The sequence below is a fragment of the Yoonia sp. 72 genome, assembly GCF_034652275.1.
GTDB lineage: Bacteria > Pseudomonadota > Alphaproteobacteria > Rhodobacterales > Rhodobacteraceae > Yoonia.
The window spans coordinates 30,948-57,083 of the sequence record NZ_JAXIWG010000003.1 but is presented as its reverse complement, the minus strand read 5'-3'; the positions used below and the strand labels follow the sequence as shown (position 1 = coordinate 57,083).

The 26,136-nt window shown below is 58.5% G+C and carries 28 protein-coding genes; 4 read left to right on the top strand and 24 right to left on the bottom strand.

Annotated features, from left to right (window positions below; all coding sequences use genetic code 11):
• Positions 1-11: 11 nt before the first annotated feature.
• From rplE to rpmC, 5 genes are all read right to left on the bottom strand, one after another.
• Positions 12-575 carry a 50S ribosomal protein L5 gene (rplE, locus tag VCK47_RS12595; protein ID WP_322890523.1) on the bottom strand — a complete coding sequence of 188 codons (564 nt, stop codon included), beginning with the start codon at positions 573-575 and terminating at the stop codon, positions 12-14.
• Entirely contained in the window at positions 575-880 is a 306-nt protein-coding gene (gene rplX, locus VCK47_RS12590) for a 50S ribosomal protein L24 (RefSeq protein WP_322890524.1), read from the bottom strand. The genes rplE and rplX overlap by 1 nt, the downstream gene beginning before the upstream one ends.
• Before the next feature lie 2 nt (positions 881-882).
• Positions 883-1,251, bottom strand: coding sequence for a 50S ribosomal protein L14 (rplN, locus tag VCK47_RS12585; RefSeq protein WP_007206617.1), 369 nt, complete (start codon positions 1,249-1,251; stop codon positions 883-885).
• Between the two features lie 76 nt (positions 1,252-1,327).
• A complete protein-coding gene (rpsQ, locus tag VCK47_RS12580; RefSeq protein WP_019953317.1) occupies positions 1,328-1,558 on the bottom strand; it encodes a 30S ribosomal protein S17 in 231 nt (76 codons plus the stop codon).
• 4 nt (positions 1,559-1,562) lie between these two features.
• Positions 1,563-1,769, bottom strand: a complete 207-nt coding sequence (rpmC, locus tag VCK47_RS12575; protein WP_026352117.1) for a 50S ribosomal protein L29 — start codon at positions 1,767-1,769, stop codon at positions 1,563-1,565.
• A 197-nt stretch (positions 1,770-1,966) separates the two neighbouring features.
• Between rpmC and VCK47_RS12570 the strand changes: the two genes are divergently transcribed.
• Both VCK47_RS12570 and VCK47_RS12565 read left to right on the top strand, forming a co-directional pair.
• Positions 1,967-2,587: a 2OG-Fe(II) oxygenase family protein gene (locus tag VCK47_RS12570; RefSeq protein WP_322890525.1), complete on the top strand. Its 621-nt coding sequence runs from the start codon at positions 1,967-1,969 to the stop codon at positions 2,585-2,587.
• A gap of 105 nt (positions 2,588-2,692) precedes the next feature.
• Entirely contained in the window at positions 2,693-2,890 is a 198-nt protein-coding gene (locus VCK47_RS12565) for a hypothetical protein (protein ID WP_322890526.1), read from the top strand.
• A 4-nt stretch (positions 2,891-2,894) separates the two neighbouring features.
• Here VCK47_RS12565 and VCK47_RS12560 read toward each other — a convergent pair whose 3' ends face one another.
• From VCK47_RS12560 to rpsJ, 12 genes are all read right to left on the bottom strand, one after another.
• Positions 2,895-3,806 (bottom strand): NTP transferase domain-containing protein, encoded by a 912-nt coding sequence (locus VCK47_RS12560; RefSeq protein ID WP_322892289.1) that lies wholly within the window; start codon positions 3,804-3,806, stop codon positions 2,895-2,897.
• Positions 3,807-3,831: 25 nt separating this feature from the next.
• On the bottom strand, positions 3,832-4,245 hold the full coding sequence (gene rplP / locus VCK47_RS12555) for a 50S ribosomal protein L16 (protein WP_007206612.1): 414 nt from the start codon (positions 4,243-4,245) through the stop codon (positions 3,832-3,834).
• Positions 4,246-4,257: 12 nt separating this feature from the next.
• Positions 4,258-4,974: a 30S ribosomal protein S3 gene (rpsC, locus tag VCK47_RS12550; protein WP_087205946.1), complete on the bottom strand. Its 717-nt coding sequence runs from the start codon at positions 4,972-4,974 to the stop codon at positions 4,258-4,260.
• Entirely contained in the window at positions 4,974-5,354 is a 381-nt protein-coding gene (rplV, locus tag VCK47_RS12545; RefSeq protein WP_007206610.1) for a 50S ribosomal protein L22, read from the bottom strand. Before rplV ends, rpsC begins: the two co-directional genes overlap by 1 nt.
• Before the next feature lie 3 nt (positions 5,355-5,357).
• Positions 5,358-5,636, bottom strand: coding sequence for a 30S ribosomal protein S19 (gene rpsS, locus VCK47_RS12540; RefSeq protein WP_322890528.1), 279 nt, complete (start codon positions 5,634-5,636; stop codon positions 5,358-5,360).
• Between the two features lie 2 nt (positions 5,637-5,638).
• The gene (gene rplB, locus VCK47_RS12535) at positions 5,639-6,481 is read right to left on the bottom strand and encodes a 50S ribosomal protein L2 (protein WP_322890529.1); all 843 of its coding nucleotides are present in this window, start codon (positions 6,479-6,481) and stop codon (positions 5,639-5,641) included.
• Positions 6,482-6,747: 266 nt separating this feature from the next.
• Positions 6,748-7,041 (bottom strand): hypothetical protein, encoded by a 294-nt coding sequence (locus tag VCK47_RS12530; protein ID WP_322890530.1) that lies wholly within the window; start codon positions 7,039-7,041, stop codon positions 6,748-6,750.
• Positions 7,042-7,054: 13 nt separating this feature from the next.
• Positions 7,055-7,813, bottom strand: coding sequence for a hypothetical protein (locus VCK47_RS12525; protein ID WP_322890531.1), 759 nt, complete (start codon positions 7,811-7,813; stop codon positions 7,055-7,057).
• Positions 7,814-8,061: 248 nt separating this feature from the next.
• A complete protein-coding gene (locus VCK47_RS12520) occupies positions 8,062-8,358 on the bottom strand; it encodes a 50S ribosomal protein L23 (protein ID WP_087205945.1) in 297 nt (98 codons plus the stop codon).
• Positions 8,355-8,975, bottom strand: coding sequence for a 50S ribosomal protein L4 (gene rplD / locus VCK47_RS12515; RefSeq protein ID WP_019956977.1), 621 nt, complete (start codon positions 8,973-8,975; stop codon positions 8,355-8,357). Before rplD ends, VCK47_RS12520 begins: the two co-directional genes overlap by 4 nt.
• Entirely contained in the window at positions 8,965-9,819 is an 855-nt protein-coding gene (gene rplC, locus VCK47_RS12510; protein WP_322890532.1) for a 50S ribosomal protein L3, read from the bottom strand. Before rplC ends, rplD begins: the two co-directional genes overlap by 11 nt.
• A gap of 14 nt (positions 9,820-9,833) precedes the next feature.
• Complete coding sequence (rpsJ, locus tag VCK47_RS12505; RefSeq protein ID WP_007206605.1) at positions 9,834-10,145, bottom strand: 30S ribosomal protein S10; 312 nt, start codon at positions 10,143-10,145, stop codon at positions 9,834-9,836.
• 273 nt (positions 10,146-10,418) lie between these two features.
• Between rpsJ and VCK47_RS12500 the strand changes: the two genes are divergently transcribed.
• Positions 10,419-11,159: a YoaK family protein gene (locus VCK47_RS12500; RefSeq protein ID WP_322890533.1), complete on the top strand. Its 741-nt coding sequence runs from the start codon at positions 10,419-10,421 to the stop codon at positions 11,157-11,159.
• A 72-nt stretch (positions 11,160-11,231) separates the two neighbouring features.
• Here the strand turns inward: VCK47_RS12500 and tuf are convergent, their stop codons facing one another.
• From tuf to rpsL, 4 genes are all read right to left on the bottom strand, one after another.
• Positions 11,232-12,407: an elongation factor Tu gene (gene tuf, locus VCK47_RS12495; protein ID WP_322890534.1), complete on the bottom strand. Its 1,176-nt coding sequence runs from the start codon at positions 12,405-12,407 to the stop codon at positions 11,232-11,234.
• 87 nt (positions 12,408-12,494) lie between these two features.
• Entirely contained in the window at positions 12,495-14,618 is a 2,124-nt protein-coding gene (fusA, locus tag VCK47_RS12490) for an elongation factor G (protein ID WP_322890535.1), read from the bottom strand.
• A 15-nt stretch (positions 14,619-14,633) separates the two neighbouring features.
• On the bottom strand, positions 14,634-15,104 hold the full coding sequence (gene rpsG / locus VCK47_RS12485) for a 30S ribosomal protein S7 (protein ID WP_087205941.1): 471 nt from the start codon (positions 15,102-15,104) through the stop codon (positions 14,634-14,636).
• Between the two features lie 12 nt (positions 15,105-15,116).
• Positions 15,117-15,488 carry a 30S ribosomal protein S12 gene (rpsL, locus tag VCK47_RS12480; protein WP_322890536.1) on the bottom strand — a complete coding sequence of 124 codons (372 nt, stop codon included), beginning with the start codon at positions 15,486-15,488 and terminating at the stop codon, positions 15,117-15,119.
• Positions 15,489-15,887: 399 nt separating this feature from the next.
• Here rpsL and VCK47_RS12475 point away from each other — a divergent pair, with 399 nt between their 5' ends.
• Positions 15,888-16,454: a hypothetical protein gene (locus VCK47_RS12475; RefSeq protein ID WP_322890537.1), complete on the top strand. Its 567-nt coding sequence runs from the start codon at positions 15,888-15,890 to the stop codon at positions 16,452-16,454.
• 5 nt (positions 16,455-16,459) lie between these two features.
• On the opposite strand, the gene VCK47_RS12470 is transcribed toward VCK47_RS12475, so the two are convergent.
• The 3 genes from VCK47_RS12470 to rpoB all read right to left on the bottom strand — a co-directional run bounded on the left by VCK47_RS12470 (position 16,460) and on the right by rpoB (position 25,965).
• Positions 16,460-17,362 (bottom strand): DMT family transporter, encoded by a 903-nt coding sequence (locus tag VCK47_RS12470; protein WP_322890538.1) that lies wholly within the window; start codon positions 17,360-17,362, stop codon positions 16,460-16,462.
• A gap of 127 nt (positions 17,363-17,489) precedes the next feature.
• Entirely contained in the window at positions 17,490-21,728 is a 4,239-nt protein-coding gene (gene rpoC, locus VCK47_RS12465) for a DNA-directed RNA polymerase subunit beta' (protein ID WP_322890539.1), read from the bottom strand.
• 97 nt (positions 21,729-21,825) lie between these two features.
• Positions 21,826-25,965 carry a DNA-directed RNA polymerase subunit beta gene (gene rpoB, locus VCK47_RS12460; protein WP_322890540.1) on the bottom strand — a complete coding sequence of 1,380 codons (4,140 nt, stop codon included), beginning with the start codon at positions 25,963-25,965 and terminating at the stop codon, positions 21,826-21,828.
• Positions 25,966-26,136 lie beyond the last annotated feature (171 nt).

The following is a 26,136-nucleotide window of genomic DNA, read 5'->3' as shown; positions in this document are numbered from 1 at the left end:
CTCCCTAACGCTTAGCTGTTGAATGGCATGTTGAAGAGCTTCAACAGTGCCTTTGCTTCAGCGTCAGTGTTCGCTGTGGTGCAGATAACGATGTCCATTCCCCACATCTCATCGATCTTGTCGAAGTTGATTTCGGGGAACACGATATGTTCCTTCAGGCCGGTGGCATAGTTGCCGCGACCGTCGAAGGATTTGCCGGAGACACCACGGAAGTCGCGGATACGGGGCATGGCAACCGTGATCAGGCGATCAAGGAATTCATACATCCGGTCACCGCGCAGGGTGACTTTCGCGCCAAGTGGCATGTCTTCACGCACGCGGAAACCGGCGATCGATTTCTTGGCCTTCGTGGTCATCGCCTTCTGGCCGGCGATGGTTGTCAGGTCTTCCTGCGCGGATTTGGCTTTCTTGCTGTCACGGACAGCTTCTGCGCCGCAGCCGATGTTCAGGACGATCTTGTCCAGACGCGGGATCTGCATGTCGTTCTTGTAGCCGAATTCTTCCTTCATCGCAGCGCGAATGCGGGAGACATAGTCGGCCTTCAGGCGGGGGGTGTAGTTTGCAGCGTCAAGCATCAGATCACATCCCCTGTCGTCTTGGCGAAACGCACTTTGTTTTCGCCTTCGATGCGGAAACCAACGCGGGTCGGTTTGCCATTCTTGTCAACGATCGCCAGGTTCGACAGCTGGATCGGCATCGCCTTGGGCGTGCGGCCACCTTGGGTCGTCTGGGATTGCTTCTGGTGACGGATCGCCATGTTGATACCATCAACAACAGCTTTGCCGGACTTTGGATCAACGGCAGCAATCGTGCCCTTCATCCCTTTGTCTTTGCCGGCAAGAACGATCACGTTATCGCCTTTGCGGAGTTTCGCAGCCATGGTTACAGCACCTCCGGAGCGAGCGAGATGATTTTCATGAAGTTCTTTGCGCGCAGCTCGCGAACAACTGGCCCGAAGATACGGGTGCCGACAGGCTCGTTGTTGTTGTTGAGGATGACAGCAGCGTTGCTGTCAAAGCGGATGGCAGTGCCATCTTCGCGGAACACTTCTTTGGCGGTGCGTACGACGACGGCCTTACGCACGTCACCTTTTTTCACGCGACCGCGTGGGATGGCTTCTTTCACCGATACGACGATAATGTCACCGACACTGGCGTAACGGCGGTGAGAACCACCCAGAACCTTGATGCACTGAACACGGCGAGCGCCGCTGTTGTCAGCTACATCCAGATTGGTCTGCATCTGGATCATTTGGTTTCTCCGACCTTTGGGGAGTTGCCGATTTCCGACCGGCGCCCCAGGGTTTCATTGAACCGGGTGTTACTGCTTAAGAAGCAATAACCTCCCAGCGTTTGGTTTTCGATTTCGGCGCACATTCCTGAATGCGGACGGTGTCACCGACGTTGAAGGCGTTGTTCTCGTCGTGAGCCCGGTATTTCTTGGACTTACGGACGGTTTTCTGCAGCAAAGGGTGCTTGAAGCGACGCTCGACCTGGACGGTCACGGTCTGGGCGTTCTGGTTGCTTGTGACAACACCTTGAAGGATACGCTTAGGCATTCTCTTAAGCCTCCGAAGCCGCAGCTGCGGCCTTTTCGTTCAGAATGGTTTTGACGCGGGCCGCATTGCGACGTGCCGCACGGAACGCTGCAGTGTTTTCCAGCTGGCCAGTGGCCTGCTGAAAGCGCAGGTTGAACGATTCTTTTTTCAGTTTGACCAGCTCGTCACGGAGCTGATCGGGCGACTTCGCCCGCAGTTCTTTGGCATCCATGCCATTTTTCCTTTTCAACATCATCGGCAGGCCGCGCAAAGCGTTACCCGATTCCCGATGGAGTGGGGGTAGAAGTGCGCCGTTTAGCCCCCATTCCCCGATAAAGCAACCCCTTGCAGGGCAGCGGTTTGCTTTATCGCACAGCAAGATACGAGGCGACACTATACCGTTGCGTGGAAACTGGATATGACAGGCGCATGACCAATATCAAATCGCTTTTCGCCACCCGTCTTTATCAAGCCCAGCTCTCTGCCCATGGGGCGATAGATCCGGGCGAGCTGGAAAACTCTTGTCTTGTGATTGCCGATGACGATGAGGCCGGCCAGCAGTGGTGCGAAGAACAGGGCTATCCCGGCTACACGTCCTATGCGTCGCTGACCGATCTGCCGTGGCGGTTTCCGATATTCAAGGACCTTGTCGCCGTGCTGGACAAGCATGTTGCCGCTTTCGTAAAGGACCTTGAATTCGACCTTGGCGACAAGGCGCTGAAGCTCGAGGATATCTGGATCAACATTCTGCCCCCCGGTGGCATCCACACTGGCCATATCCACCCCCATTCAGTCATTAGCGGCACGACCTATGTCGCCATGCCTGAAGGGGCCAGCGCGATCAAGTTCGAGGACCCGCGCCTTGCGATGATGATGGCCGCCCCGCCCCGCCAGAAATCCGCACGCGAGGAATTGCGCCAGTTTGTCTACGTCGCCCCCGTGGTGGGCGACGTGCTTCTGTGGGAAAGCTGGCTGCGCCACGAGGTGCCGATGAACATGGCAGAGGAAGAAGAACGGATCAGCGTCAGTTTCAATTACAGCTGGGGTTGAGGCTGCGAAACTCAGCGCAATGCGACGACGTGAATAAACAGAGGTCGCGTTTTCACCTCAAATTCACCGCATTGGGTTAGGATAAGCCCAGCAAAGGAGTAACCTATGACACCGGATCGGAACCACACCAACGAAGCAGACCGCGCCGCCAAGGCGTTCTACGGTCTAACAGACAGTGAATTCGCCGCACAGATCGCCCAGATTTGCGGCAATGACCGCAAGCTGATGCAGGCGTTTGAAAGAACCCGCGACTGGTATATGGCGACACCGGAGAACCAGCGCAAAGCGATGCGTCTGTCCTAGGGCGTCACGCCCCCACCAGCCAGGCCAGCAGCGTCACGAAGACACCGGTCAGAAAACCTACAAGCAGTGCAAGTTGCGCTCTGACCTGCCAGACCCGTTTCATGCGTTGCTGTGCCGCCTGCCTATCACTGGCGACGTCGGTCATCCTGACCTGACCGGCTTTGGCCCTTTGGGACTGCCAGTGTTGATAGTCTTCGGGGAAATCGAAGTCTTCGGTCAGATCATCGACATGGTTGAATGTCAGCCTGAGCGGCACAGGAAGATCCCCAACAGCCGCTTTGTCAGCCAGGATGTTGTAAAGCTGCCAGCCTGTTGGCCGCGCTGTCGGCGCGGTCGCGATTTGCGCCAAGGCGTCATCAAGCACGTGATGCGCAAGAGGGCCGAAGGTCAGAGCAAAGATTTCCGGAGAGGCGCAGCCGGTAATGCGGCTGCCCGTCAACCGCCCGAGAAAGGCGATCGCGTCTGGCTGTGACTGTCGCAAAGTCGCGATCGCCGCATCCGAGAAAAACACGTCGCCAAACAACAGGGCCGTCAGACCGCTTTTCGACCAAAGCGCGCGCGAGGAATTGAATTTATCCGCCGGTGCTGTGCAGGTCTCTTGCGGGACATCCAGATAGCCCGTCTGGGGTAAGTGATAATCCTCGCCCCGCCCCGCGATGACGATGCGGGTTATTCCCGACTGCCGCAGCTTGGCAAGCGTGTTGTGCAAAAGCGGAACGGAATCAATCGGGACCAGATGTTTTGGTACACCCATGTGGTTGGCCCATCGCACAGCTTCACCACCGCATAGAATGATCGCTTCCACGTTCACCATCCAAGTCAGCAAAAACGATTGTCCAGTAGCGCCCTGTTTGCATGCTTTCGTCAAGCAAAAACCCCCGCCGATATCTCGACGGGGGTTCTGATCTTTCGACAATTCGGAAGGTCGGGTTGCCCCGGACTTACCAGTCTTCGCGCACCACGGTGCGTGTTTTGATCGGCAGTTTCATCGCGGCAAGGCGCAGGGCCTCGCGTGCGATTTCTTCGCTGACGCCGTCGATTTCGAACATCACGCGGCCGGGTTTGACCTTGCATGCCCAAAAGTCGATCGAACCCTTACCTTTACCCATCCGCACTTCGATGGGCTTGGAGGTCACGGGCAGATCCGGGAAAATCCGGATCCAGACGCGGCCCTGACGCTTCATGTGACGCGTCATGGCGCGACGCGCCGCTTCGATCTGGCGGGCGGTGATCCGCTCCGGCTCGGTCGCTTTCAGACCGTACGTGCCAAAGTTCAGGTCGGACCCGCCCTTTGCTTCACCACGGATACGGCCTTTGTGCAGCTTGCGGTGTTTCGTGCGCTTTGGTTGCAGCATCTTCTCTACTCCTTACCTGTCGCGACGCGGGCCGCCAGGACCGCGCGGGATAGCGCCTTCCTGAAGCTCGGCATGTTTACGGTCGTGGCCTTGCGGGTCATGCTCCATGATCTCACCTTTGTAGATGAAGACCTTGATGCCGATGATGCCATAGGGCGTCATGGCTTCGTAGAGCGCATAGTCGATGTCCGCACGCAATGTGTGCAGCGGCACGCGACCTTCACGGTACCATTCGGTCCGCGCGATTTCGGCACCGCCCAGACGACCGGCAAGGTTGACCCGGATCCCCAGGGCGCCCATGCGCATGGCGTTCTGCACAGCACGTTTCATCGCACGACGGAACGACACCCGGCGTTCCAGCTGCTGACCGATGGATTCAGCGACCAGCGCTGCGTCCAGTTCGGGCTTGCGCACTTCAACGATGTTGAGGTGCAATTCCGATTTGGTCAGGTTCGCCAGCTTCTGACGCAGACCTTCGATGTCTGCACCTTTCTTGCCGATGATCACGCCGGGACGGGCAGCATGGATCGTGACGCGGCACTTTTTGTGCGGACGTTCGATGATCACGCGGCTGACGCCGGATTGTGCGCATTCTTTGCGGATGAACGCCTTGATCTTCAGGTCCTCCAGCAGCAAATCACCATATTCCTTGGTGTTCGCGAACCAGCGGCTGTCCCAGGTGCGGTTGACCTGAAGACGCATCCCGATAGGGTTTACTTTGTTACCCATTATGATTGCTCCTCAACTTGACGCACCTTGATGGTCAGTTCTGAAAACGGCTTGACGATCTTGCCGAAACGGCCACGCGCCCGTGGGCGGCCCCGCTTCATGATCAGGTTCTTGCCGACGTAAGCCTCTGCAACGACCAGCGCGTCAACATCCAGATTGTGGTTGTTTTCGGCGTTGGCGATGGCCGACTGAAGACATTTCTTCACATCGTCCGAGATCCGCTTTTTGGAGAAAGTCAGGTCCTGCAGGGCCTTTTCGACTTTCTTGCCACGGATCAGCGCAGCAACGAGGTTCAGCTTTTGCGGGGATGTACGGAGCATGCGCAGTTTTGCCATTGCTTCGTTATCGGCCACGCGGCGGGGATTCTTATCCTTGCTCATGGCTTATTTCCGCTTCGCTTTTTTGTCGGCGGCGTGACCTGTGTAGGTCCGTGTTGGCGAATATTCACCAAACTTCTGACCGATCATGTCTTCCGTGACGTTGACAGGGATGTGCTTCTTGCCGTTGTAGACCGCGAAGGTCAGGCCAACGAACTGAGGCAGGATAGTGGAACGACGCGACCAGATCTTGATCACTTCGTTGCGGCCGCTTTCGCGCGTTGCTTCTGCCTTTTTCAAGACATAGGCGTCGACGAACGGGCCTTTCCAGACGGAACGAGCCATTATTACCGACCCTTCTTCTTGGCATGACGCGTGCGCACGATCAGGCGCTGCGATGCTTTGTTCTTGTTACGGGTGCGGGTACCTTTGGTATCCTTACCCCATGGGGTCACAGGCGTCCGGCCACCGGATGTCCGGCCTTCACCACCACCATGCGGGTGGTCGATCGGGTTCATCGCGACACCGCGCACAGATGGGCGAATGCCCTTGTGACGGTTGCGACCGGCCTTACCGATGTTCTGGTTGCTGTTGTCGGGGTTCGACACGGCACCGACGGTGGCCATGCATTCCTGACGGACCAGACGCAATTCGCCGGACGACAGGCGGATCTGCGCATAGCCGCCATCGCGACCGACGAACTGGGCATAGGTGCCGGCTGCACGGGCGATCTGGCCGCCTTTGCCTGCCTTGAGTTCGATGTTGTGGACGATTGTCCCGATGGGCATGCCCGAGAAAGGCATCGCGTTGCCCGGCTTGATGTCAGCCTTGGCCGAGGCGATGACCTTGTCACCGATCGCCAGACGCTGTGGCGCCAGAATATAGGTCTGGGTGCCGTCTTCGTACTGGATCAGCGCAATGAATGCTGTCCGGTTCGGATCGTATTCGATACGTGCAACAACGGCTGTCATGTCCAGCTTGTTGCGCTTGAAATCGACGATGCGGTAAAGACGCTTTGCGCCCCCACCAATGCGACGCATTGTGATCCGTCCGGTGTTGTTCCGTCCGCCCGATTTGCTCAGACCCTCTGTGAGGGCCTTGACAGGGCGACCTTTCCAAAGCTCCGAACGGTCGATCAGCACCAGCCCGCGCTGGCCTGGCGTCGTCGGTTTGTACGACTTTAATGCCATGTTAGCTTCTTCCGTTTGCTTGGCGTCCCGGACAGGTCCGGGACTATGGTTTACAGGGCCCCGAAGGTCCCCAAGTGAAGGGTTGTCGGGGTGAACCCCGACCTACGATTGCCGGGGCGAACCCTAGCCTGCGCATAAGACACAAGGCCCCGGAACGAATCCGAGGCCGTGATTGGTGGCGTATAGCGGGGAGGTCGGGGGGTGTCTAGAGACGAGTAGATAAAACCGCAAGTCTCGTAACGGCTGGGCTTGCTGAACAGTCTGTGTCACTCATTTTCGTCCTGCCGCCACGGACTTTTGCTATCTGGGCGACCACTACGCCTTAAGAACACAGCTGCCACTCGTCTCTTTAACCATAGGACTATGATCGCAATCACCTGACCTACCACATAACTGGTAATTAGCATTGCTCGCACTTCGCCGACTGTTTCAATCTGAAAATAGGTTACCTGCCAAATAGCAATTGGAATCGCAATCGCAGCACCAAGTAGTATGGCGACCAGTACAGCGCTTCTTAAAGACAAAAGCTTAAAAAGAACATTCAAGAACTGTTCGATCATGGCAATTTAACAACTACTCCAATAGAGGCCCGACAAAAGCGTAAAATTCGTCACCGAATTGTTTGAAACGTCCGGCACTCCAGCGCTGCTCCCAAGTCTCAGGCTCTGAGACTACCAATCTCCGCCATTCTCTGATGCGTTCAATAGCTTCAGATGGTCGGTTAACCCGCGACATGTCAATGAAGGCTATGTATCGCGCTTCGTTTGTAAATTGTGCGCCTGGACTCCAAGCGATAAGAAATGGCCCCCGACCATCAACATTTTGGCCTGAGCGATTAGCTGCATCAATAACGTCACGAGATGTTTTTGCATCATACAGATCGGTAGCGTTTGTGCATGCCTCAGTTAAACGAAACCCTATTTGCTGGTCAGTGATCTCTTTTTGCACCGGCCATACCGTAAGTGCTAAGTTTGCTCTAGCCGAGTCTGTTTCACTTACTGGTGAAATTCCCTGCATAAACGCCTCGCAGATCATAACAAATCGCGACCTGTTTGCAGACGTTGGCGCTGACGGGAAAGCAACAACGCCATAAACATCGAAATTCGCGGGGTTAAATTGGCTCGGACCAGCAAACACTCGCCGTGCAATCATTGCGCCACTATCGCCTAATTGATCAATCCCGGCCTGTTGTCTTCGGGTTTCCAATTCTCCGAGAGCCAACACGCCGCCTACTACGAATGCTCCAAGGAGAGCACCTGCTTCGCCACCGCCTCCACCGTCGGAGTTTCCTCCATCACATGCTGAGACCACTGCAGCGGCCAATAATGTCAAAAGTAACCTCTTCAATGCTCGCGCTTCCGATGACGATTGCGGTTCGCGCTAGGGTAATATGGTTTGCTACAAACACAATTATTTTATGGCCCCGTCGCCGTTGGGTGCCCGAACCGCCCATCCTGAAAGCGAGGCGGTACCGAGAATGAGCGATGAAGGACTTTTCTTCGCACGTGCAACTATTCCCGCCCAACAAAAAAGCCCCCGCGTTCCCGCGAGGGCTTTCTTTCTTCGACCTCACCTGAGCCTTACAGCCCGGTGGAGATATCGATCGTGTTGCCTGCTTCCAGGGTCACGTAGGCCTTTTTCACGTCTTTGCGAGTACCCAGGGCACCGCGGAAACGCTTGACCTTGCCTTTGGTGATCGTCGTGTTCACGGCCTTGACCTTCACACCGAACAGCGCCTCGACGGCCTGTTTGATCTGGGGTTTGTTGGCGTCGATTGCGACTTCGAAAACGACGGCGTTGGCTTCGGACGCCATCGTCGCTTTCTCGGTGATGATCGGCTTGCGGATCACGTCGTAATGTTCGGCTTTCACGCTCATGACAAACGAGCCTCCAGTGCTGCGACACCCGCCTTGGTCAGGACAAGCGTGTCCGACTTCAGGATGTCGTAAACGTTGGCACCCATGGATGGGAGAACGTTAATGGTTTCGATGTTGGCGGCTGCGCGGGCGAAGTTTTCGTTCACTTCGGCCCCGTCGATGATGAGCGCACGCTTCCAACCCAACGAACCGACCATTTTGGCCAGTGCCGAGGTTTTTGCGTCTTTCACATCGATGCTGTCCACGATGACCAGCTCGCCTGCTGCCACTTTCGCGGACAGGGCATGCTTGAGCCCCAGCTTGCGGAACTTCTTGGTCAGCTCGTGCGCGTGGCTGCGCGGGGTTGGGCCCTTGTAGGTACCACCGTGCCGGAAGATCGGCGCGCCTTTGGAACCGTGACGTGCGCCGCCGGTGCCTTTCTGGCGATAGATCTTCTTGGTGGAATAGGACACTTCCGACCGGCCAAGCACGTCGTGTGTGCCTGCCATGGCCTTGTTGCGCTGCCAGCGGACGACACGGTGCAGGATGTCCTTGCGGGGCTCAAGACCAAAGATCGCGTCGTTCAATTCGACGGAACCGGCCTTTGCGCCTTCCAGATTGATTGCATCAGCCTTCATTTTTATCACCCTCTGTCGTATCGGCATCAGCCGGGGCTTCGTTTGCGGCGGCTTCAGCAGCTTCCAGTGCGGCCTGTTCTGCTTCGGCAGCGGCCTTTGCGGCTGCGGCTTCTTCAGCGGCGGCTGCGGCGGCGGCTTCTTCGGCCAGACGCTTGGCTTCTTCGTCGAGCGACTTCAGACCGGCAGGGTAGATCACGTTTTCAGGTGTCGGCTTTTTCACCGCATCCTTGAGCGTCACCCAACCGCCACGCGAACCGGGAACCGCGCCCTTGACCATGATCAGGCCACGGTCGGCATCGGTGCGCACGACTTGCAGGTTCTGGGTCGTCACGCGGGCGGAACCCATGTGGCCGGCCATTTTCTTGCCTTTGAACACCTTGCCCGGATCCTGACACTGGCCAGTGGAACCGTGCGAACGGTGGCTGACGGACACACCGTGCGAAGCACGCAGACCGCCAAAGTTGTGCCGCTTCATCGCACCGGCAAAACCTTTACCGATGGATGTGCCGGACACGTCCACATACTGGCCTTCGAAGTAATGGTTCGCGGTCAGTGTTTCACCGACGTTGATCATGTTCTCGGGGGCGACGCGGAATTCGGCAACCTTGCGCTTTGGTTCGACCTTGGCGGCGGCGAAATGGCCACGCATGGCCTGGCTTGTACGCTTTGCCTTGGCAGCACCGGCACCCAACTGGACAGCGACATAGCCGTCTTTGTCAGCGGTGCGCTGTGCAACAACCTGCAGGTTTTCCAGCGAAAGAACGGTGACAGGGATCTGACGGCCGTCTTCCATGAACAACCGGGTCATGCCCAGTTTCTTTGCGATAAGTCCTGTACGGAGCATTCTGAAAACCCTCCTTACACGGAAATCTGGACGTCAACGCCAGCAGCGAGGTCGAGCTTCATCAGCGCGTCCACGGTCTGTGGTGTCGGGTCGACGATGTCGAGCAGGCGCTTGTGCGTGCGGATCTCGAACTGGTCGCGGGATTTCTTGTCGATGTGCGGGCCGCGCAGAACAGTGAACTTTTCGATCTTGTTCGGCAGTGGGATCGGGCCGCGAACAGAAGCGCCTGTGCGCTTGGCTGTGCTGACGATTTCGGCTGTGCTCGCGTCGAGCACCCGGAAATCAAACGCCTTGAGGCGGATACGGATGGTTTGGCTACCTGCCATTTCATCACCCTTTTTGAATAGGGCCTAGATCGGAGAGGAGGATCATGGCTCATCCAGAACCCTCATCGCGTCTTTTCGTCCAACGTAAAAAGGGCACGCATGGCGCACCCTTGTCGGATTGGGGCCGTATAGGGGGTTGCGCCCAAGCTGGCAAGGGCTGATTGCACAAATGCGCCCGATCCGCGCGGCCTTGCGTTTCAACGCTATTGGTGGTGCTGTTTGGGTGCATGCGCCCCATTTTCACGGCCGGATGCAGCACGAAAGGCACCATTCATGGCAAGGAATCTGTCGCGGCATCTGACCGGGGCGTCGCGGACCGAATCGGGCAACCGCGGGCTTGGCTATCTGCTGGCCTTCGTGGCCGGGGCGATCAATGCGGGCGGCTTCCTCGCGGTGCAGCAATACACATCGCATATGACGGGGATCGTGTCCGAAATGGCCGATCTGATTGCCGTGGGGCAGTACCGGATCGCCCTGTTCGGGCTGGCCTGTCTGGCCACCTTCATCGGTGGTGCCGCTTGCACCGCTGTCCTTGTGAATTATGCCCGCAGCCGTCAACTGCAAAGTGAATATGCGATCCCCCTGCTGCTGGAAGCATCGCTGCTGATGGCTTTCGGGATTCTTGGCACGCAGATCGGTGGCCTGCAGGGGGCTTTTGTGACGGTCACGATCTTGCTTTTGTGCTTCGTGATGGGATTGCAGAATGCGGTCATCACCAAGATTTCGGGGGCCGTGATACGGACGACCCATGTCACGGGGATCGCCACGGATCTTGGCATTGATCTGGGCCGGTGGGTGTTCCGCAAAACCGCGATGCGGGCCGAATTTGTGCCCACCTCGCAACGGGTGCCGATGCTGGCGATCTTGCTGGTGTCGTTCTTTGTCGGCGGGCTGACCGGGGCTGTCGGCTTCCAGACCCTTGGCTATGCCGCGACCTTGCCGCTGGCAGCGGCATTAGTGGCGGCCGCGATCACACCAGTCTTTGACGACGTTAAAGACCGCAAGCGGCGCTGAAACGCAAAAGGCCGCCCTTTTGGGGCGGCCTTTCGTTTGGTGTCAGGCGGGGCGAGCCCCGCCATATTTTGCTTAGAGCAGGATCTTCGACACAACGCCGGCGCCGACGGTGCGGCCGCCTTCGCGGATGGCGAAACGCAGGCCGTCTTCCATGGCGATCGGCGCGATCAGCTCGACTTCGAACTTCAGGTTGTCGCCGGGCATCACCATTTCGGTGCCTTCAGGCAGAACAACCGTGCCGGTCACGTCCGTTGTACGGAAGTAGAACTGCGGGCGGTAGTTCGCGAAGAATGGCGTGTGACGGCCACCTTCTTCTTTGGTCAGAATATAGGCTTCTGCTTCGAACTTGGTGTGTGGCTTGACCGAACCGGGCTTGCACAGCACCTGACCGCGCTCAACGCCTTCACGATCCACACCGCGCAGCAATGCGCCGATGTTGTCGCCAGCCTGACCGCTGTCCAGCAATTTGCGGAACATTTCCACACCGGTACAGATGGTTTTCTTGGTGTCGCGGATACCGACGATTTCGATCTCGTCGCCCACGTTGATCACGCCACGCTCGACACGACCGGTCACAACCGTGCCACGGCCGGAAATCGAGAACACGTCCTCGATCGGCATAAGGAACGGCAGGTCAACGGCGCGTGCTGGTGTCGGGATGTATTCGTCGACGGCCGCAATCAGCTTGCGGATCGATTCTTCGCCGATTTCCGGCTGGGTGCCGTTCATCGCGTGCAGAGCCGAACCGGGGATGACGGGGATGTCGTCGCCGGGATAGTCGTACTTGGACAGCAGTTCGCGGATTTCCATCTCGACCAGTTCGAGAAGTTCGGCGTCATCCACCTGGTCGACCTTGTTCATATAGACGACCATGTAGGGAATGCCGACCTGACGGCCCAGCAGGATGTGCTCGCGCGTCTGCGGCATCGGGCCGTCAGCAGCGTTCACGACGAGGATCGCGCCGTCCATCTGGGCGGCACCGGTGATCATGTTTTTCACATAGTCGGCGTGGCCGGGGCAGTCGACGTGGGCGTAGTGACGGGCTTCGGATTCGTATTCGACATGCGCGGTCGAGATCGTGATGCCACGTGCCTTTTCTTCGGGCGCGCCGTCGATCTGGTCATAGGCGCGGAATTCGCCGAAATACTTCGTGATCGCTGCGGTCAGCGTCGTCTTGCCGTGGTCAACGTGGCCGATCGTGCCGATGTTCACGTGCGGCTTGTTACGTTCAAACTTTGCCTTTGCCATGGTGTGGCTCCTTGAATTTGTGTTGGGGCGGCGGGGAGAACCCCGCCCTACGGGGGGTGGTAGGGCGGGGTTATCCCCGCCGCACCGTTAAGCGTATTTCTTCTGGATCTCGTCGCTGATGTTCTGCGGCACCGGTTCATAATGATCGAAGATCATCGTGAAGTTGGCGCGACCGGACGACATCGACCGCAAGGTGTTGATGTAGCCGAACATGTTGGCCAGCGGCACAAAAGCCTCGATCACGTTGGCGTTGCCGCGGCTATCCTGCCCCTGCACCATGCCCCGACGCGATGTCAGGTCGCCGATGATCCCGCCGGTATATTCCTCGGGTGTCACGACTTCGACCTTCATGATCGGTTCGAGCAGTTTCGCACCAGCCTTGCGCATCCCTTCACGCATACACATCCGTGCTGCGATCTCAAACGCGAGAACCGAGGAGTCCACATCGTGATACTTGCCTTCCAGCAGCGCCACTTTGAAGTCGATCACGGGGAAGCCTGCCAGAGGACCGGAGTCCATGACCGACTTGATCCCTTTTTCGACGCCGGGGATGTATTCCTTTGGCACCGAACCACCAACGACGCGGGACTCGAACGAGTAACCTTCGCCGGGGGCTGTGGGCTGGATCAACAGCTTGACTTCACCGAACTGGCCCGACCCACCGGATTGTTTCTTGTGGGTATAGGTGTGTTCGACTTCGTGGCCGATGGTTTCGCGATATGCCACCTGCGGCGCACCGATGTTGGCCTCGACCTTGAATTCGCGGCGCATACGGTCGACCAGAATGTCGAGGTGCAATTCGCCCATGCCCTTCATGATGGTCTGACCGGATTCAAAGTCAGTTTCCACACGGAAGGATGGATCTTCTGCAGCCAGACGTGCCAGTGCGATGCCCATTTTCTCTTGGTCGGCCTTTGTTTTCGGCTCGACCGCGATTTCGATCACGGGCTCGGGGAAGGTCATCGTTTCCAGAACGACAGGATCGGACGGATCACACAGGGTGTCGCCGGTTGTCGTGTTCTTCAGACCACCCAGCGCGATGATGTCACCGGCCCAGGCTTCGTCGATTTCTTCGCGGTTGATGGCGTGCATCATCATCATGCGACCGACGCGTTCCTTGCCACCCTTGGTGGAGTTCAGCATCGCATCGCCCTTGGCCAGCTTGCCCGAATAGATGCGGGTGAAGGTCAAGGAGCCCACGAATGGGTCGTTCATGATTTTGAACGCAAGGCCCGAGAACGGCATGCTGTCATCCGCACGGCGCGGAATGTTGCGTGTCTCAGTGTCGTCACCGGGTTTGAAGCCCATGTAATCGACCACGTCCAGCGGGCTGGGCAGATAGTCGATCACAGCGTTCAGCAACGGCTGCACACCTTTGTTCTTGAAAGCGGAACCGGCCAGAACGGGGACGAATTTCATCGCCAGCGTGCCCTTGCGGATCAGCTTGCGCAGAGTGTCCACGTCGGGCTCTTGCCCTTCGAGATAGGCTTCCATGGCGTCATCATCCATGTCGACGGCCAGCTCGATCAGCTTGCCGCGCCATTCCAGTGCCAGCTCGTTCAGGCTGTCGCGGATCGGCTGACGCACCCAGGATGCACCCAGATCTTCGCCCTGATAGACCCATTCTTCCATGGTCACGAGGTCGATGATGCCTTCCAGTTCGGTCTCTGCACCGATGGGAAGCTGCACGGGGGCAGGCACGGCACCGGTCCGGTCGGCGATCATCCGCACGCAGTTGTAGAAATCTGCCCCGATTTTGTCCATCTTGTTGACGAACACGATCCGCGGGACCTTGTAACGGTCAGCCTGACGCCAGACGGTTTCGGTCTGGGGTTCGACGCCGGCGTTGGCGTCCAGCAAACAGATCGCGCCGTCAAGCACGGCCAGCGAGCGTTCGACTTCGATGGTGAAGTCCACGTGGCCGGGGGTGTCGATGATGTTCATGCGGAACTTGGTGTCGGAGATCCCGTCAGCGGTCGGGTCGTCCTGGCGCTGCCAGAAGGTCGTGGTCGCAGCCGAGGTGATGGTGATGCCGCGTTCCTGTTCCTGTTCCATCCAGTCCATGGTCGCCGCACCATCATGCACTTCGCCGATGTTGTGGGACTTGCCGGTGTAATACAGGATCCGTTCGGTGCAGGTGGTTTTGCCTGCATCGATATGCGCCATGATACCGAAGTTGCGGTAGCGGTTCAGTGGATAGTCGCGTGCCATGTCAGATCGTCCCTATTACCAGCGGTAATGGCTGAACGCTTTGTTCGCGTCGGCCATCTTGTGGGTGTCTTCGCGCTTTTTCACGGCGGTGCCGCGGCCCTGGATCGCGTCAAGCAGTTCGCCTGCAAGCCGTTCTTCCATGGTGTTTTCATTGCGCTTTTTCGCGGCAGCAATCAGCCAGCGGATCGCCAGCGCTTCGCGGCGCTCGGGGCGGACTTCGACGGGCACCTGGTAGGTCGCACCACCGACGCGGCGCGAACGCACTTCGACCGATGGTTTGATGTTGTCCAGACACTCGTGGAACACTTCCACGGGCGACTTTTTCAGCTTGCCTTCAACGCGATCGAACGCGTTGTAGACGATCCGTTCGGCGACAGCTTTTTTGCCATCAACCATCAGGTTGTTCATGAACTTTGTCAGAACGATATCACCAAACTTGGCGTCTGGCAGAACTTGGCGCTTCTCAGCGGCGTGACGACGTGACATGTGATCTTTCCCTTACTTCGGACGCTTCGCGCCATATTTGGAACGGCGCTGTTTACGGTTCTTGACGCCTTGGGTATCAAGCACACCGCGCAGGATGTGGTAACGCACACCGGGAAGGTCTTTTACACGGCCGCCGCGGATCAGGACGACAGAGTGTTCCTGAAGGTTGTGGCTTTCACCGGGGATGTAAGAGATCACCTCGAAGCCGTTGGTCAGACGCACCTTGGCGACTTTCCGCATGGCCGAGTTCGGTTTCTTTGGTGTGGTGGTGTAAACGCGCGTGCAGACGCCGCGTTTCTGTGGGCAGGATTCCAGGTGCTGCGACTTGGATTTGACAATTTTCGGCTGGCGCGGCTTGCGGATCAGCTGCTGAATCGTTGGCATCGTGTGATGTTCCCATCTATTCACATGTATGCGTCCGGCAAACGCGGGTTTCAAAACATGCTTTTCGACTATGAAAAGCACAAAAATTCCGCGTCGAACCCTTACCGGAGGTTCGGTGCGGTCTGTATCCAGAGGAACAAGGCAATAATCGCCCGGTTCTTGGCCACAACAGATGTGATATCGGGACAAATGGGAAAACCCCGCCCGGACAAGCGGCGTATAGGCCGTTGCGCATGGGCTGTCAACAGGGGCGGACCGGCGCCGTTTTGCCCCCAATCCCGCAGAAAACAAGCTGCTATTGCATAGCGCGCCTTCAACCGCAACGCTCGGTTCAAGAGACACAAAGCCCGACACGCAATCATGCAAGAATCGATACCGGGCAAGCTGGAGACTACACCCATGAAGCTGATTTTCTCCGCCTTGGCGGCTACTCTGATGCTGGCCGCCTGCGTCGCCCCTACCCCGCCGACCATCGGACAAGGCGATGTTGATCGCGCCTTTCGCGAGGCTACCCGCATCAGCCGCCTGCCCGAGACGCGCACGGTCGATCTCCCGACAGGATCCGTGACCTATACAGGACAGGTCGGATCCAATGTGGCGGGCGACCTGCGCGGCAGCATCCTTGGCGACATGGTGATGAACGTCGGCTTCAGCACCAATCGGGTGACAGGGTCGGTGTCCAACCTCAATCTGATCGACACGGCAGGCAGACCCGACCAGTTGCTCGGCGGCAGGCTTGCAATCGGCGGGTTCGAGGATCAGGGCAGTATCCTTGCCGGTGCTGCCGGCGAGATCACAGGTGTCACGGCAGGCGGCACGGCTTTCGCATCAGACGTGAACCTGACGCTGCAAGGCCGTGTTCGCGATGACTTCAGCCGCGGTGATGCCGTCTTCGGCACAGCAACCGGGAACGCTGTTGGCGACGTGAACCTGTTCTTCGACGGCGTGTTCTTCGGCACGCGCTAGCCGGATCAGCGGATGCGGTCCGGCGACAGGTTGTGCCGGATGCGCAGCCGCCGTTCACGCCAGAGCGTGAAGAGGCCCGTGGCGACCACGATTGACGCCCCAAGGATCGTCAAGGCATTCGGCCATTCGTCGAACACCGCCATCCCGAGGATCAGCGCGACCAGCAAGCTGGTATAGCGGAAAGGCGCGACAAAGCTGATCTCGCCCGAGCGCATTGCACTGACCGAGAAGATATAGCCGAAAATCAGGCAGACCGTCGCACTGCCGATCTGCATGGTCGAGGTGCCGGACATCGGTTGCCATGTGATGAAAAGTGACCCGATCGCGCCCAGTGCCGTGACACCAATCGCCGCGATCAGGGCCACGAATACCACCGGAACCTGCACGGACATGCGCCGCACCGCCAGATCGCGCAGCGTGATGCAGGCCACCGAGATCAGCGCATAGATACTGTAGCTGCTGAAATCCGCCCCACCCGGCTGGATGATGAGCACCACGCCCACAAAGCCGATGCCGATAGCGGCAAACCTGCGCCACCCCAGCGCCTCGCCCAGAAACAGTGTCGCGGCAAGGCTGACGGCCAGTGGCAGCGCCTGCAAAATCGCGCTGACATTGGCGATGGGCATGTGAAACAGAGCTGTCAGAAAGAAATAGGTGCCACCCACCTCGCCCACCGTGCGCAACAGGATCAGTCCCCAGTCGCGCCGCGGCAGGTTGAAATGTAACTGGTCCATGACGCGGCACATGATCGTCAGGCAGATAATCGCGCCCATGCCGCGCAACAGGACGGCCTGAAACAGGGGGATCTGGTCGGACACGGACTTCATGAAAGCATCGTTGACGGTAAAGGCACACATGCCCCCCGTCATCAGCAACGCACCCCGGATATTGTCAGACATCACCGCCATGACACGGAGGTATCAGCGCCCCGTGGCCGCCGCCAGCGCGATTGGCAACTGGCCTTATACATTCCTGCCAGATGCAAAAAAGGCCCCCGTCTCCGGGGGCCTTTTCAGGATGCTCAAGCGTTTACGCTTATGCGTCGTTGTCTTCGGTCGCCTCGCTGCGGGCACCGAACACATCGGTTTCTTCGCTGCGCACGGGGGCAACCAAGGCTGCCGCCTGTTCGGCTTCTTCGCGGCGGGCTTCGATCACGACATTGTCGCGGTCCGCTGCGATCTTGCGCATCTGCTGGGTTGCCCCACCAGTCCCGGCCGGGATCAAACGGCCGACGATGACGTTTTCTTTCAGACCGATCAGCTTGTCCCGCTTGCCCTGCACAGATGCTTCGGTCAGCACGCGTGTGGTTTCCTGGAACGACGCCGCCGAGATGAACGACCGTGTCTGCAACGATGCCTTGGTGATCCCAAGCAGGATCGGCTCGCCCGTTGCCGGACGGTCGCCGCGCTTGAGCGCCTTGGCGTTGGCTTCGTCGAATTCAGCCTTATCGACAGTTTCGCCTTTCAGCAGAACCGTGTCACCGCTGTCCTGGATTTCCCATTTCTGGAGCATCTGGCGGACGATGACTTCGATGTGCTTGTCGTTGATCTTCACGCCCTGCAGACGGTAAACGTCCTGCACTTCGTCGATCATGTAGACTGCCAAGGCTTCGACACCCATGACCGCAAGAATGTCGTGCGGAGCCGGGTTGCCATCCATGATGTAATCGCCCTTCTGGACAAAGTCACCTTCCACAACGGGAATGTGCTTGCCCTTGGGCACCATGTATTCGACCTTCACGTCCGCATCTTCGGCGCTTTCGATCGTGATCCGGCGCTTGTTCTTGTAGTCCTTGCCAAAGCGCACGTAGCCATCGATTTCGGCGATGATCGCGTGATCCTTGGGACGACGGGCTTCGAACAATTCGGCCACACGCGGCAGACCGCCGGTGATGTCCTTGGTCTTGGCACCTTCGCGCGGGATACGGGCGATCACGTCACCAGCTTTCACCTCTTGCCCGTCTTCGACGGACAGAACGGCGTCAACCGACATGCCATAGGATACGGGGTTGCCGTCATCCTTGAGCACGACTTCACCATCCGCACCGACCACGATGATCTTCGGTGCCAGCTCGTTGCCTTTGGGGGCGGCGCGCCAGTCGGACACGATGCGCTGGGTCATGCCCGTTGCATCATCGGTGTCTTCACGCACGGCGATCCCGTTGACGAGGTCAACATATTTCGCCGTCCCCGACTTTTCGGCAATGATCGGCAGGGTGTAAGGGTCCCATTCGAAGATCTTGTCGCCGCGCAGGATGTCCTGGCCTTCTTTGACCAGCACCTTGGAGCCGTAGCCGACCTTGTGGGTCGCACGATCCTCGCCCTCGGGTCCGACGATCGCGATGACCATGTTCCGGCCCATCACGACGTTTTCGCCAGCGGCGTTTTCCAGCAGTTGCGCGTTACGGAACGTGACCTTGCCGGGCTGCGATGCTTCGAGGAAGGACTGCTGCCCGCCCTGCGCCACACCGCCGATGTGGAAGGTCCGCATCGTCAACTGTGTGCCGGGTTCACCGATGGATTGGGCGGCGATGATGCCGACCGCTTCACCGATGTTCACGCGGGTACCGCGCGCCAGATCACGGCCATAGCACATCGCACAGACGCCATCTTCGGCCTCGCAAGTCAGCGGGCTGCGGATGCGCATCTTGCCGATGGCGGCTGCGTCGATCATGTCGGCTTTGCGTTCATCGATCAGCTCGCCTGCATGCACGATCACCTCGTCGGTGCCGGGACGCAGAACGTCATCAGCAGAGACACGGCCCAGCACACGTTCGGCCAGCGACGACACAACCTCGCCATCGTTCACGGCGGCTTCGGCAGTGATCGCACGATCAGTGCCGCAATCGACCTGACGGACGATGCAATCCTGTGCGACGTCCACCAGACGACGTGTCAGATAACCCGAGTTCGCGGTCTTCAGCGCCGTATCCGACAGACCCTTACGGGCACCGTGGGTCGAGTTGAAGTATTCAAGAACGGTCAGACCTTCCTTGAAGTTCGAGATGATCGGCGTCTCGATGATCTCGCCGTTCGGCTTGGCCATCAGGCCGCGCATCCCGCCAAGCTGCTTCATCTGAGTGACCGAGCCACGCGCACCGGAATGGGCCATCATATAGACCGAGTTCGGCTCCGACTCCGATCCGTCGGCATCGCGGCCGGCGGTCGAAATGGTGGTCATCATCGCCTCGGTGACCTTGTCGTTGGCTTTCGACCAGGCGTCCACGACCTTGTTGTACTTTTCACCTTGGGTGATCAGGCCGTCCATGTACTGCTGTTCAAAGTCTTTGACCTGATCACGCGTTTCATCGACCAGCGCCCATTTGGTGTCGGGTACGACCATATCGTCCTTGCCGAACGAAATGCCCGCCTTGAACGCCTCGCGGAAGCCCATGGTCATGATCTGGTCGCAGAAGATAACCGATTCCTTCTGGCCGCAATAGCGGTAGACGGTGTCGATGATCTGCTGGACTTCCTTCTTGCGCAGCAAGCGGTTGACCAAAGCGAAAGGCGCCTTGGCATTCAGCGGCAACAGCACGCCCAGACGCAGACGGCCCGGTGTCGTTTCGAACCGTTCCAGCACTTCGTTGCCTTCGTCGTCGATCTGGATCATCCGCGCGGTGATCTTGGCGTGCAGATGCACCTCGCCTGCGGCCAGCGCGTGTTCGACTTCGTCGATGTTGCTGAAGGACATGCCTTCGCCCTTCATGCCTTCACGCTGGATGGTCGTGTAGTAAAGGCCAAGGATCATATCCTGCGACGGCACGATAATCGGCGCGCCGTTGGCAGGCGACAGCACGTTGTTCGTGGACATCATCAGAACGCGGGCTTCCAGCTGCGCCTCAAGGCTCAGCGGGACGTGCACAGCCATCTGGTCGCCGTCAAAGTCGGCGTTGAACGCGGTACAGACCAGCGGATGCAGCTGGATCGCCTTGCCTTCGATCAGGACAGGTTCGAACGCCTGAATGCCCAGACGGTGCAAGGTTGGCGCACGGTTCAGCATGACAGGGTGTTCGCGGATCACCTCATCCAGAATATCCCAGACTTCGGGCCGTTCTTTTTCGACCAGTTTCTTGGCCTGTTTCACGGTGCTGGACAGGCCCTTGGCCTCCAGCCGCGAATAGATGAACGGCTTGAACAGTTCGAGCGCCATTTTCTTGGGCAACCCGCACTGGTGCAGTTTCAGTTCCGGACCGGTCACGATGACCGAACGACCCGAAAAGTCGACCCGCTTGCCCAAAAGGTTCTGGCGGAAACGGCCCTGCTTGCCCTTGAGCATATCGGACAGCGATTTCAGCGGACGCTTGTTGGCACCCGTGATGACGCGGCCACGGCGACCGTTGTCAAACAGCGCATCGACGGATTCCTGCAACATGCGCTTTTCGTTGCGCACGATGATATCGGGCGCGCGCAGTTCGATCAGACGCTTCAGACGGTTGTTGCGGTTGATCACACGACGATACAGATCGTTGAGGTCGGATGTCGCGAAACGGCCACCATCCAGCGGCACCAGCGGGCGCAGTTCTGGCGGGATCACGGGGATCACGGTCAGGACCATCCATTCCGGACGGTTGCCGGATTCAAGGAAGTTCTCGACGATCTTCAGACGCTTGATGATCTTCTTGGGCTTCAACTCGCCTGTCGCCACTTTCAGATCGGCGCGCAGCTGTTCAGCCTCGGATTCGAGGTCGATCTGGGCCAGCATTTCGCGGATCGCTTCGGCACCGATATTGGCCTGGAACGCGTCCATGCCGTAAAGGTCCTGCGCGTCGTTGAATTCTTCCTCGGTCAGCAACTGGCCATAGGTGAGGTCAGTCAAGCCGGGTTCAATCACAACGTAGTTTTCGAAATACAGGATGCGTTCCAGATCACGCAGGGTCATGTCCAGCATCAGGCCGATGCGGGATGGCAGCGATTTCAGGAACCAGATGTGCGCGACAGGTGCGGCCAGTTCGATATGGCCCATACGTTCGCGGCGGACCTTTTGCAGGGTCACTTCCACGCCGCATTTTTCGCAGACGACACCGCGGTATTTCATGCGCTTGTATTTGCCGCAGAGGCATTCGTAATCCTTGATCGGGCCAAAGATACGCGCGCAGAACAGACCGTCCCGCTCTGGCTTGAACGTGCGGTAGTTGATGGTTTCGGGCTTCTTGATCTCGCCGAAGGACCACGACAGGATCCGCTCGGGCGATGCCAGAGACACCTTGATTTCGTCAAACGTCTTTGCCGGAGCAACCGGGTTGAACGGGTTGTTTGTCAGTTCCTGGTTCATCTTTTTACCTCGAATATCGGGTGGAAAGGGACGCGGTCAAAATTCTTCGTACGAAGAATTTTGACCTTAGAAAGAATTTTCGGACGAAAATTCTTGGCTATTCGTCGTCCTCCGCATCCAGGAGTTCCATGTTGAGGCCGAGACCCCGGACTTCTTTCACGAGCACGTTAAAGGACTCGGGCACGCCAGCCTCGAAATTGTCCTCGCCTTTGACGATGCTTTCATAGACTTTCGTCCGCCCTGCCACGTCATCTGACTTGACCGTCAGCATTTCCTGCAAGGTGTAGGCAGCGCCGTAAGCTTCCAGTGCCCAGACTTCCATTTCCCCGAAACGCTGGCCGCCGAACTGGGCTTTACCACCCAGAGGCTGCTGCGTGACAAGGCTGTAAGGCCCGGTGGAACGCGCATGGATCTTGTCATCGACAAGGTGGTGCAGTTTCAGCAGGTATTTGACACCCACCGTCACCTTGCGGCTGAACTGTTCGCCTGTGCGACCGTCGAACAGGATCGATTGACCCGAGGTGTCGAAACCGGCACGCCGCAGCGCATCGTTTACGTCAGCCTCTTTCGCCCCGTCGAAGACAGGTGTCGCAATCGGCACACCCCGCGTGACGTGACCGGCCGCTTCGACCAGATCATCCTCGTTCATGCCGGCGATGCCTTCGTCGTAGACATCGTCGCCATAGGCGATCTTCATCGCCTCGCGCACGGGTGTCAGGTCGCCGGACCGGCGGTATTCACCCAAAGCCTCGTCGATCTGGATGCCCAGACCGCGCGCGGCCCAACCCATGTGCGTCTCAAGGATCTGACCGACGTTCATGCGCGATGGCACGCCCAGCGGGTTCAGACAGAAGTCCACAGGTGTCCCGTCCGCAAGGAACGGCATGTCTTCCATCGGCACAACCTTGGAAATGACGCCCTTGTTGCCGTGACGACCGGCCATCTTGTCGCCGGGCTGCAGCTTGCGCTTCACCGCGACGAACACTTTGACCATCTTCATCACGCCCGGAGGCAGATCGTCGCCGCGACGGACCTTTTCAACCTTGTCCTCGAACCGTGCATCCATTGCACGTTTCTGGATTTCGTATTGCTGGTTCAGCGCCTCGACGATTTTCGCGTCGTCTTCGTCTTCCATCGCGAGCTGCCACCACTGGCCGCGGCTCAGTTCGGAAACGCTTTCCTCGGTCACAACAGCGCCTGCCTTGAAGCCTTTTGGCCCCTTGGCTGCTTTCTTGCCACCGATGATATCCCACAGACGCGCATAGATATTGCGGTCAAGGATCGCACGTTCGTCATCGCGGTCGCGCGACAGGCGTTCGACTTCTTCACGCTCGATCTGGAGCGCGCGTTCGTCTTTTTCCACGCCGTGACGGTTGAACACGCGCACCTCGACCACGGTGCCAAAGTCACCGGGCGGCAGGCGGAGCGATGTGTCACGCACGTCGGATGCCTTTTCACCAAAGATGGCGCGCAGCAGCTTTTCTTCCGGCGTCATCGGGCTTTCGCCTTTTGGGGTGATCTTGCCGACCAGAATATCCGCAGGCCCGACTTCGGCCCCGATATAGACGATGCCCGCCTCGTCGAGGTTGCGCAGGGCTTCCTCGCCGACGTTGGGGATGTCGCGGGTGATTTCCTCTGGCCCGAGTTTCGTGTCACGCGCGGCGACTTCGAATTCCTCGATATGGATCGAGGTGAAGACGTCGTCGCGCACGATACGTTCGGAGATCAGGATCGAGTCTTCGTAGTTGTAGCCGTTCCACGGCATGAAGGCGACGACCACGTTCTTGCCCAGTGCCAGCTCGCCCAGATCGGTGCTTGGGCCATCGGCGATGACCTGACCTTTCTGGACCAGATCGCCCACCTTCACCAGCGGACGCTGGTTGATGCAGGTGTTTTGGTTGGACCGCTGGAATTTGCGCATGCGGTAGATGTCGACGCCCGCATCACCCAGTTCCAGATCGGATGTGGCACGGATCACGATCCGCTGCGCATCGACCTGGTCGATGATACCGGCACGTTTCGCCATGATCGCAGCGCCGGAATCGCGCGCCACGACTTCTTCGATGCCGGTGCCGACCAGTGGCGCTTCGGCCTGCAGCAAAGGCACGGCCTGCCGCTGCATGTTCGAGCCCATCAGCGCGCGGTTGGCGTCGTCGTTTTCAAGGAACGGGATCAGTGAGGCGGCGACCGAAACCAGCTGCTTCGGCGACACGTCGATCAGGTCCACGTTTTCACGCGGGGCCAGCGTGTAGTCGCCGTTCACACGGGTCGACACCAGATCGTTGCGGAACGATCCGTCAGGGTTCATCGACGCGTTGGCCTGCGCCACGGTGTGGCGCATTTCCTCGGTCGCGGACATGTATTGCACATCATCCGTCACCTTGCCGTCCACGACCTTGCGGTATGGTGTTTCGATAAAGCCGTATTTGTTCACGCGGGCGAAAGTGGCCAGCGAGTTGATCAGACCGATGTTCGGACCTTCGGGCGTTTCAATCGGGCACATCCGGCCATAATGGGTCGGGTGGACGTCGCGCACCTCAAAGCCTGCACGTTCGCGGGTCAGACCGCCGGGCCCAAGCGCCGACAGACGACGCTTGTGCGTCACTTCGGAGAGAGGGTTGGTTTGGTCCATGAACTGCGACAGCTGGCTGGAGCCGAAGAATTCGCGCACAGCCGCAGCAGCAGGTTTCGCGTTGATCAGGTCCTGCGGCATCACGGTGTCGATTTCGACCGAGGACATACGTTCCTTGATCGCGCGTTCCATACGCAGCAGACCGACGCGATACTGGTTTTCCATCAACTCGCCCACGGAACGGACGCGACGGTTGCCAAGGTGGTCGATGTCGTCGATGTCGCCCTTGCCGTCGCGCAATTCGGTCAGCGCCTTGATACAGGCGACGATATCCTCACGGCGCAGCGTGCGGATGCTGTCATCGGCATCGAGGTCCAGACGCATGTTCATCTTGACGCGGCCCACGGCGGACAGGTCATAGCGTTCGCTGTCAAAGAACAGCGTGTCAAACAGCGCCGATGCGGAATCGACGGTCGGTGGTTCACCGGGGCGCATGACGCGGTAGATATCCATGAGCGCGGTTTCGCGGTTCATGTTCTTGTCGGCCGCCATCGTGCTGCGGATGTAGCCACCCACAGAGATGTTGTCGATGTCGAGCACGGGGATCGAGGTGATGCCCGCGTCGATCAGTTCTTTCAACGTACCGCCAACGACGTCACCGGTCTTGTCCATTTCCAGCGTCAGCTCGTCACCGGCTTCGACGTAGATCGCACCAGTGTCTTCGTTGATGATGTCGCGGGCGACGTATTTGCCGACGATATGTTCGTAAGGCACCAGCAGGTTCTTGACCTTACCGTCGTCGATCATCTTCTTGACCGAGCGTGGTGTTACCTTCTCGCCAGCCTTTGCAATGATCTCGCCGGTGTCGGCATCAACCAAGTCATAGGTCGGACGGGTGCCGCGCACGCGCTCGGGGAAGAACTTGGTCGTCCAGGCGTTCGCCTTTTTGTCCAGCGCGTAATCGACAGTGTTGTAATAGGCATTCATGATGCCTTCCTGGTCCAGACCAAGCGCATAAAGCAGGGTGGTGACAGGCAGTTTGCGGCGACGGTCGATCCGGCAGAACACAAGGTCCTTGGCGTCGAATTCGAAATCGAGCCAGCTGCCGCGGTAAGGGATGATGCGGCAAGCGAACAGCAGTTTGCCCGACGAATGGGTCTTGCCCTTGTCGTGGTCAAAGAACACGCCGGGGCTGCGGTGCATCTGGGACACGATCACGCGTTCGGTGCCGTTCACGACGAAAGTGCCGTTCGGCGTCATCAGGGGCATATCGCCCATGAACACGTCTTGTTCCTTGATATCCTTGACGGATTTGGACCCTGTGTCCTCGTCCACTTCGAACACGATCAGGCGCAGCGTCACCTTCAGCGGGGCGGCATAGGTCATGTCGCGCTGCATGCATTCTTCGACGTCGTACTTGGGCTTTTCCAGTTCGTATTTCACGAACTCCAGCACGGCGGTTTCGTTGAAGTCCTTGATCGGGAAAACCGACTGGAACACACCCTTGATGCCTTCGCCGTCAAGCGGTGTTTCACTGTCGCCGGAACGCAGGAACAGATCATAGGAAGATTTCTGAACCTCGATGAGGTTCGGCATTTCAAGCACTTCACGGATTTTGCCGTAATACTTGCGCAGGCGTTTCTGACCAAGGAAGGAGGAAGCCATGTGCGATATCACCTTTTGTTTGTCTCTCGAACGGACAGCGCCCGGGCTGCGCTGCCGCGTCCATTTGACGAGGGGTTTCAAGTCTATTCGTGGCTGCCGTCCCACCGGCCGCCTCCCGACTTTTCAACCTAGCCCAAGAGGTGGGCCACGCATGGCCGACCGCTAAGACAG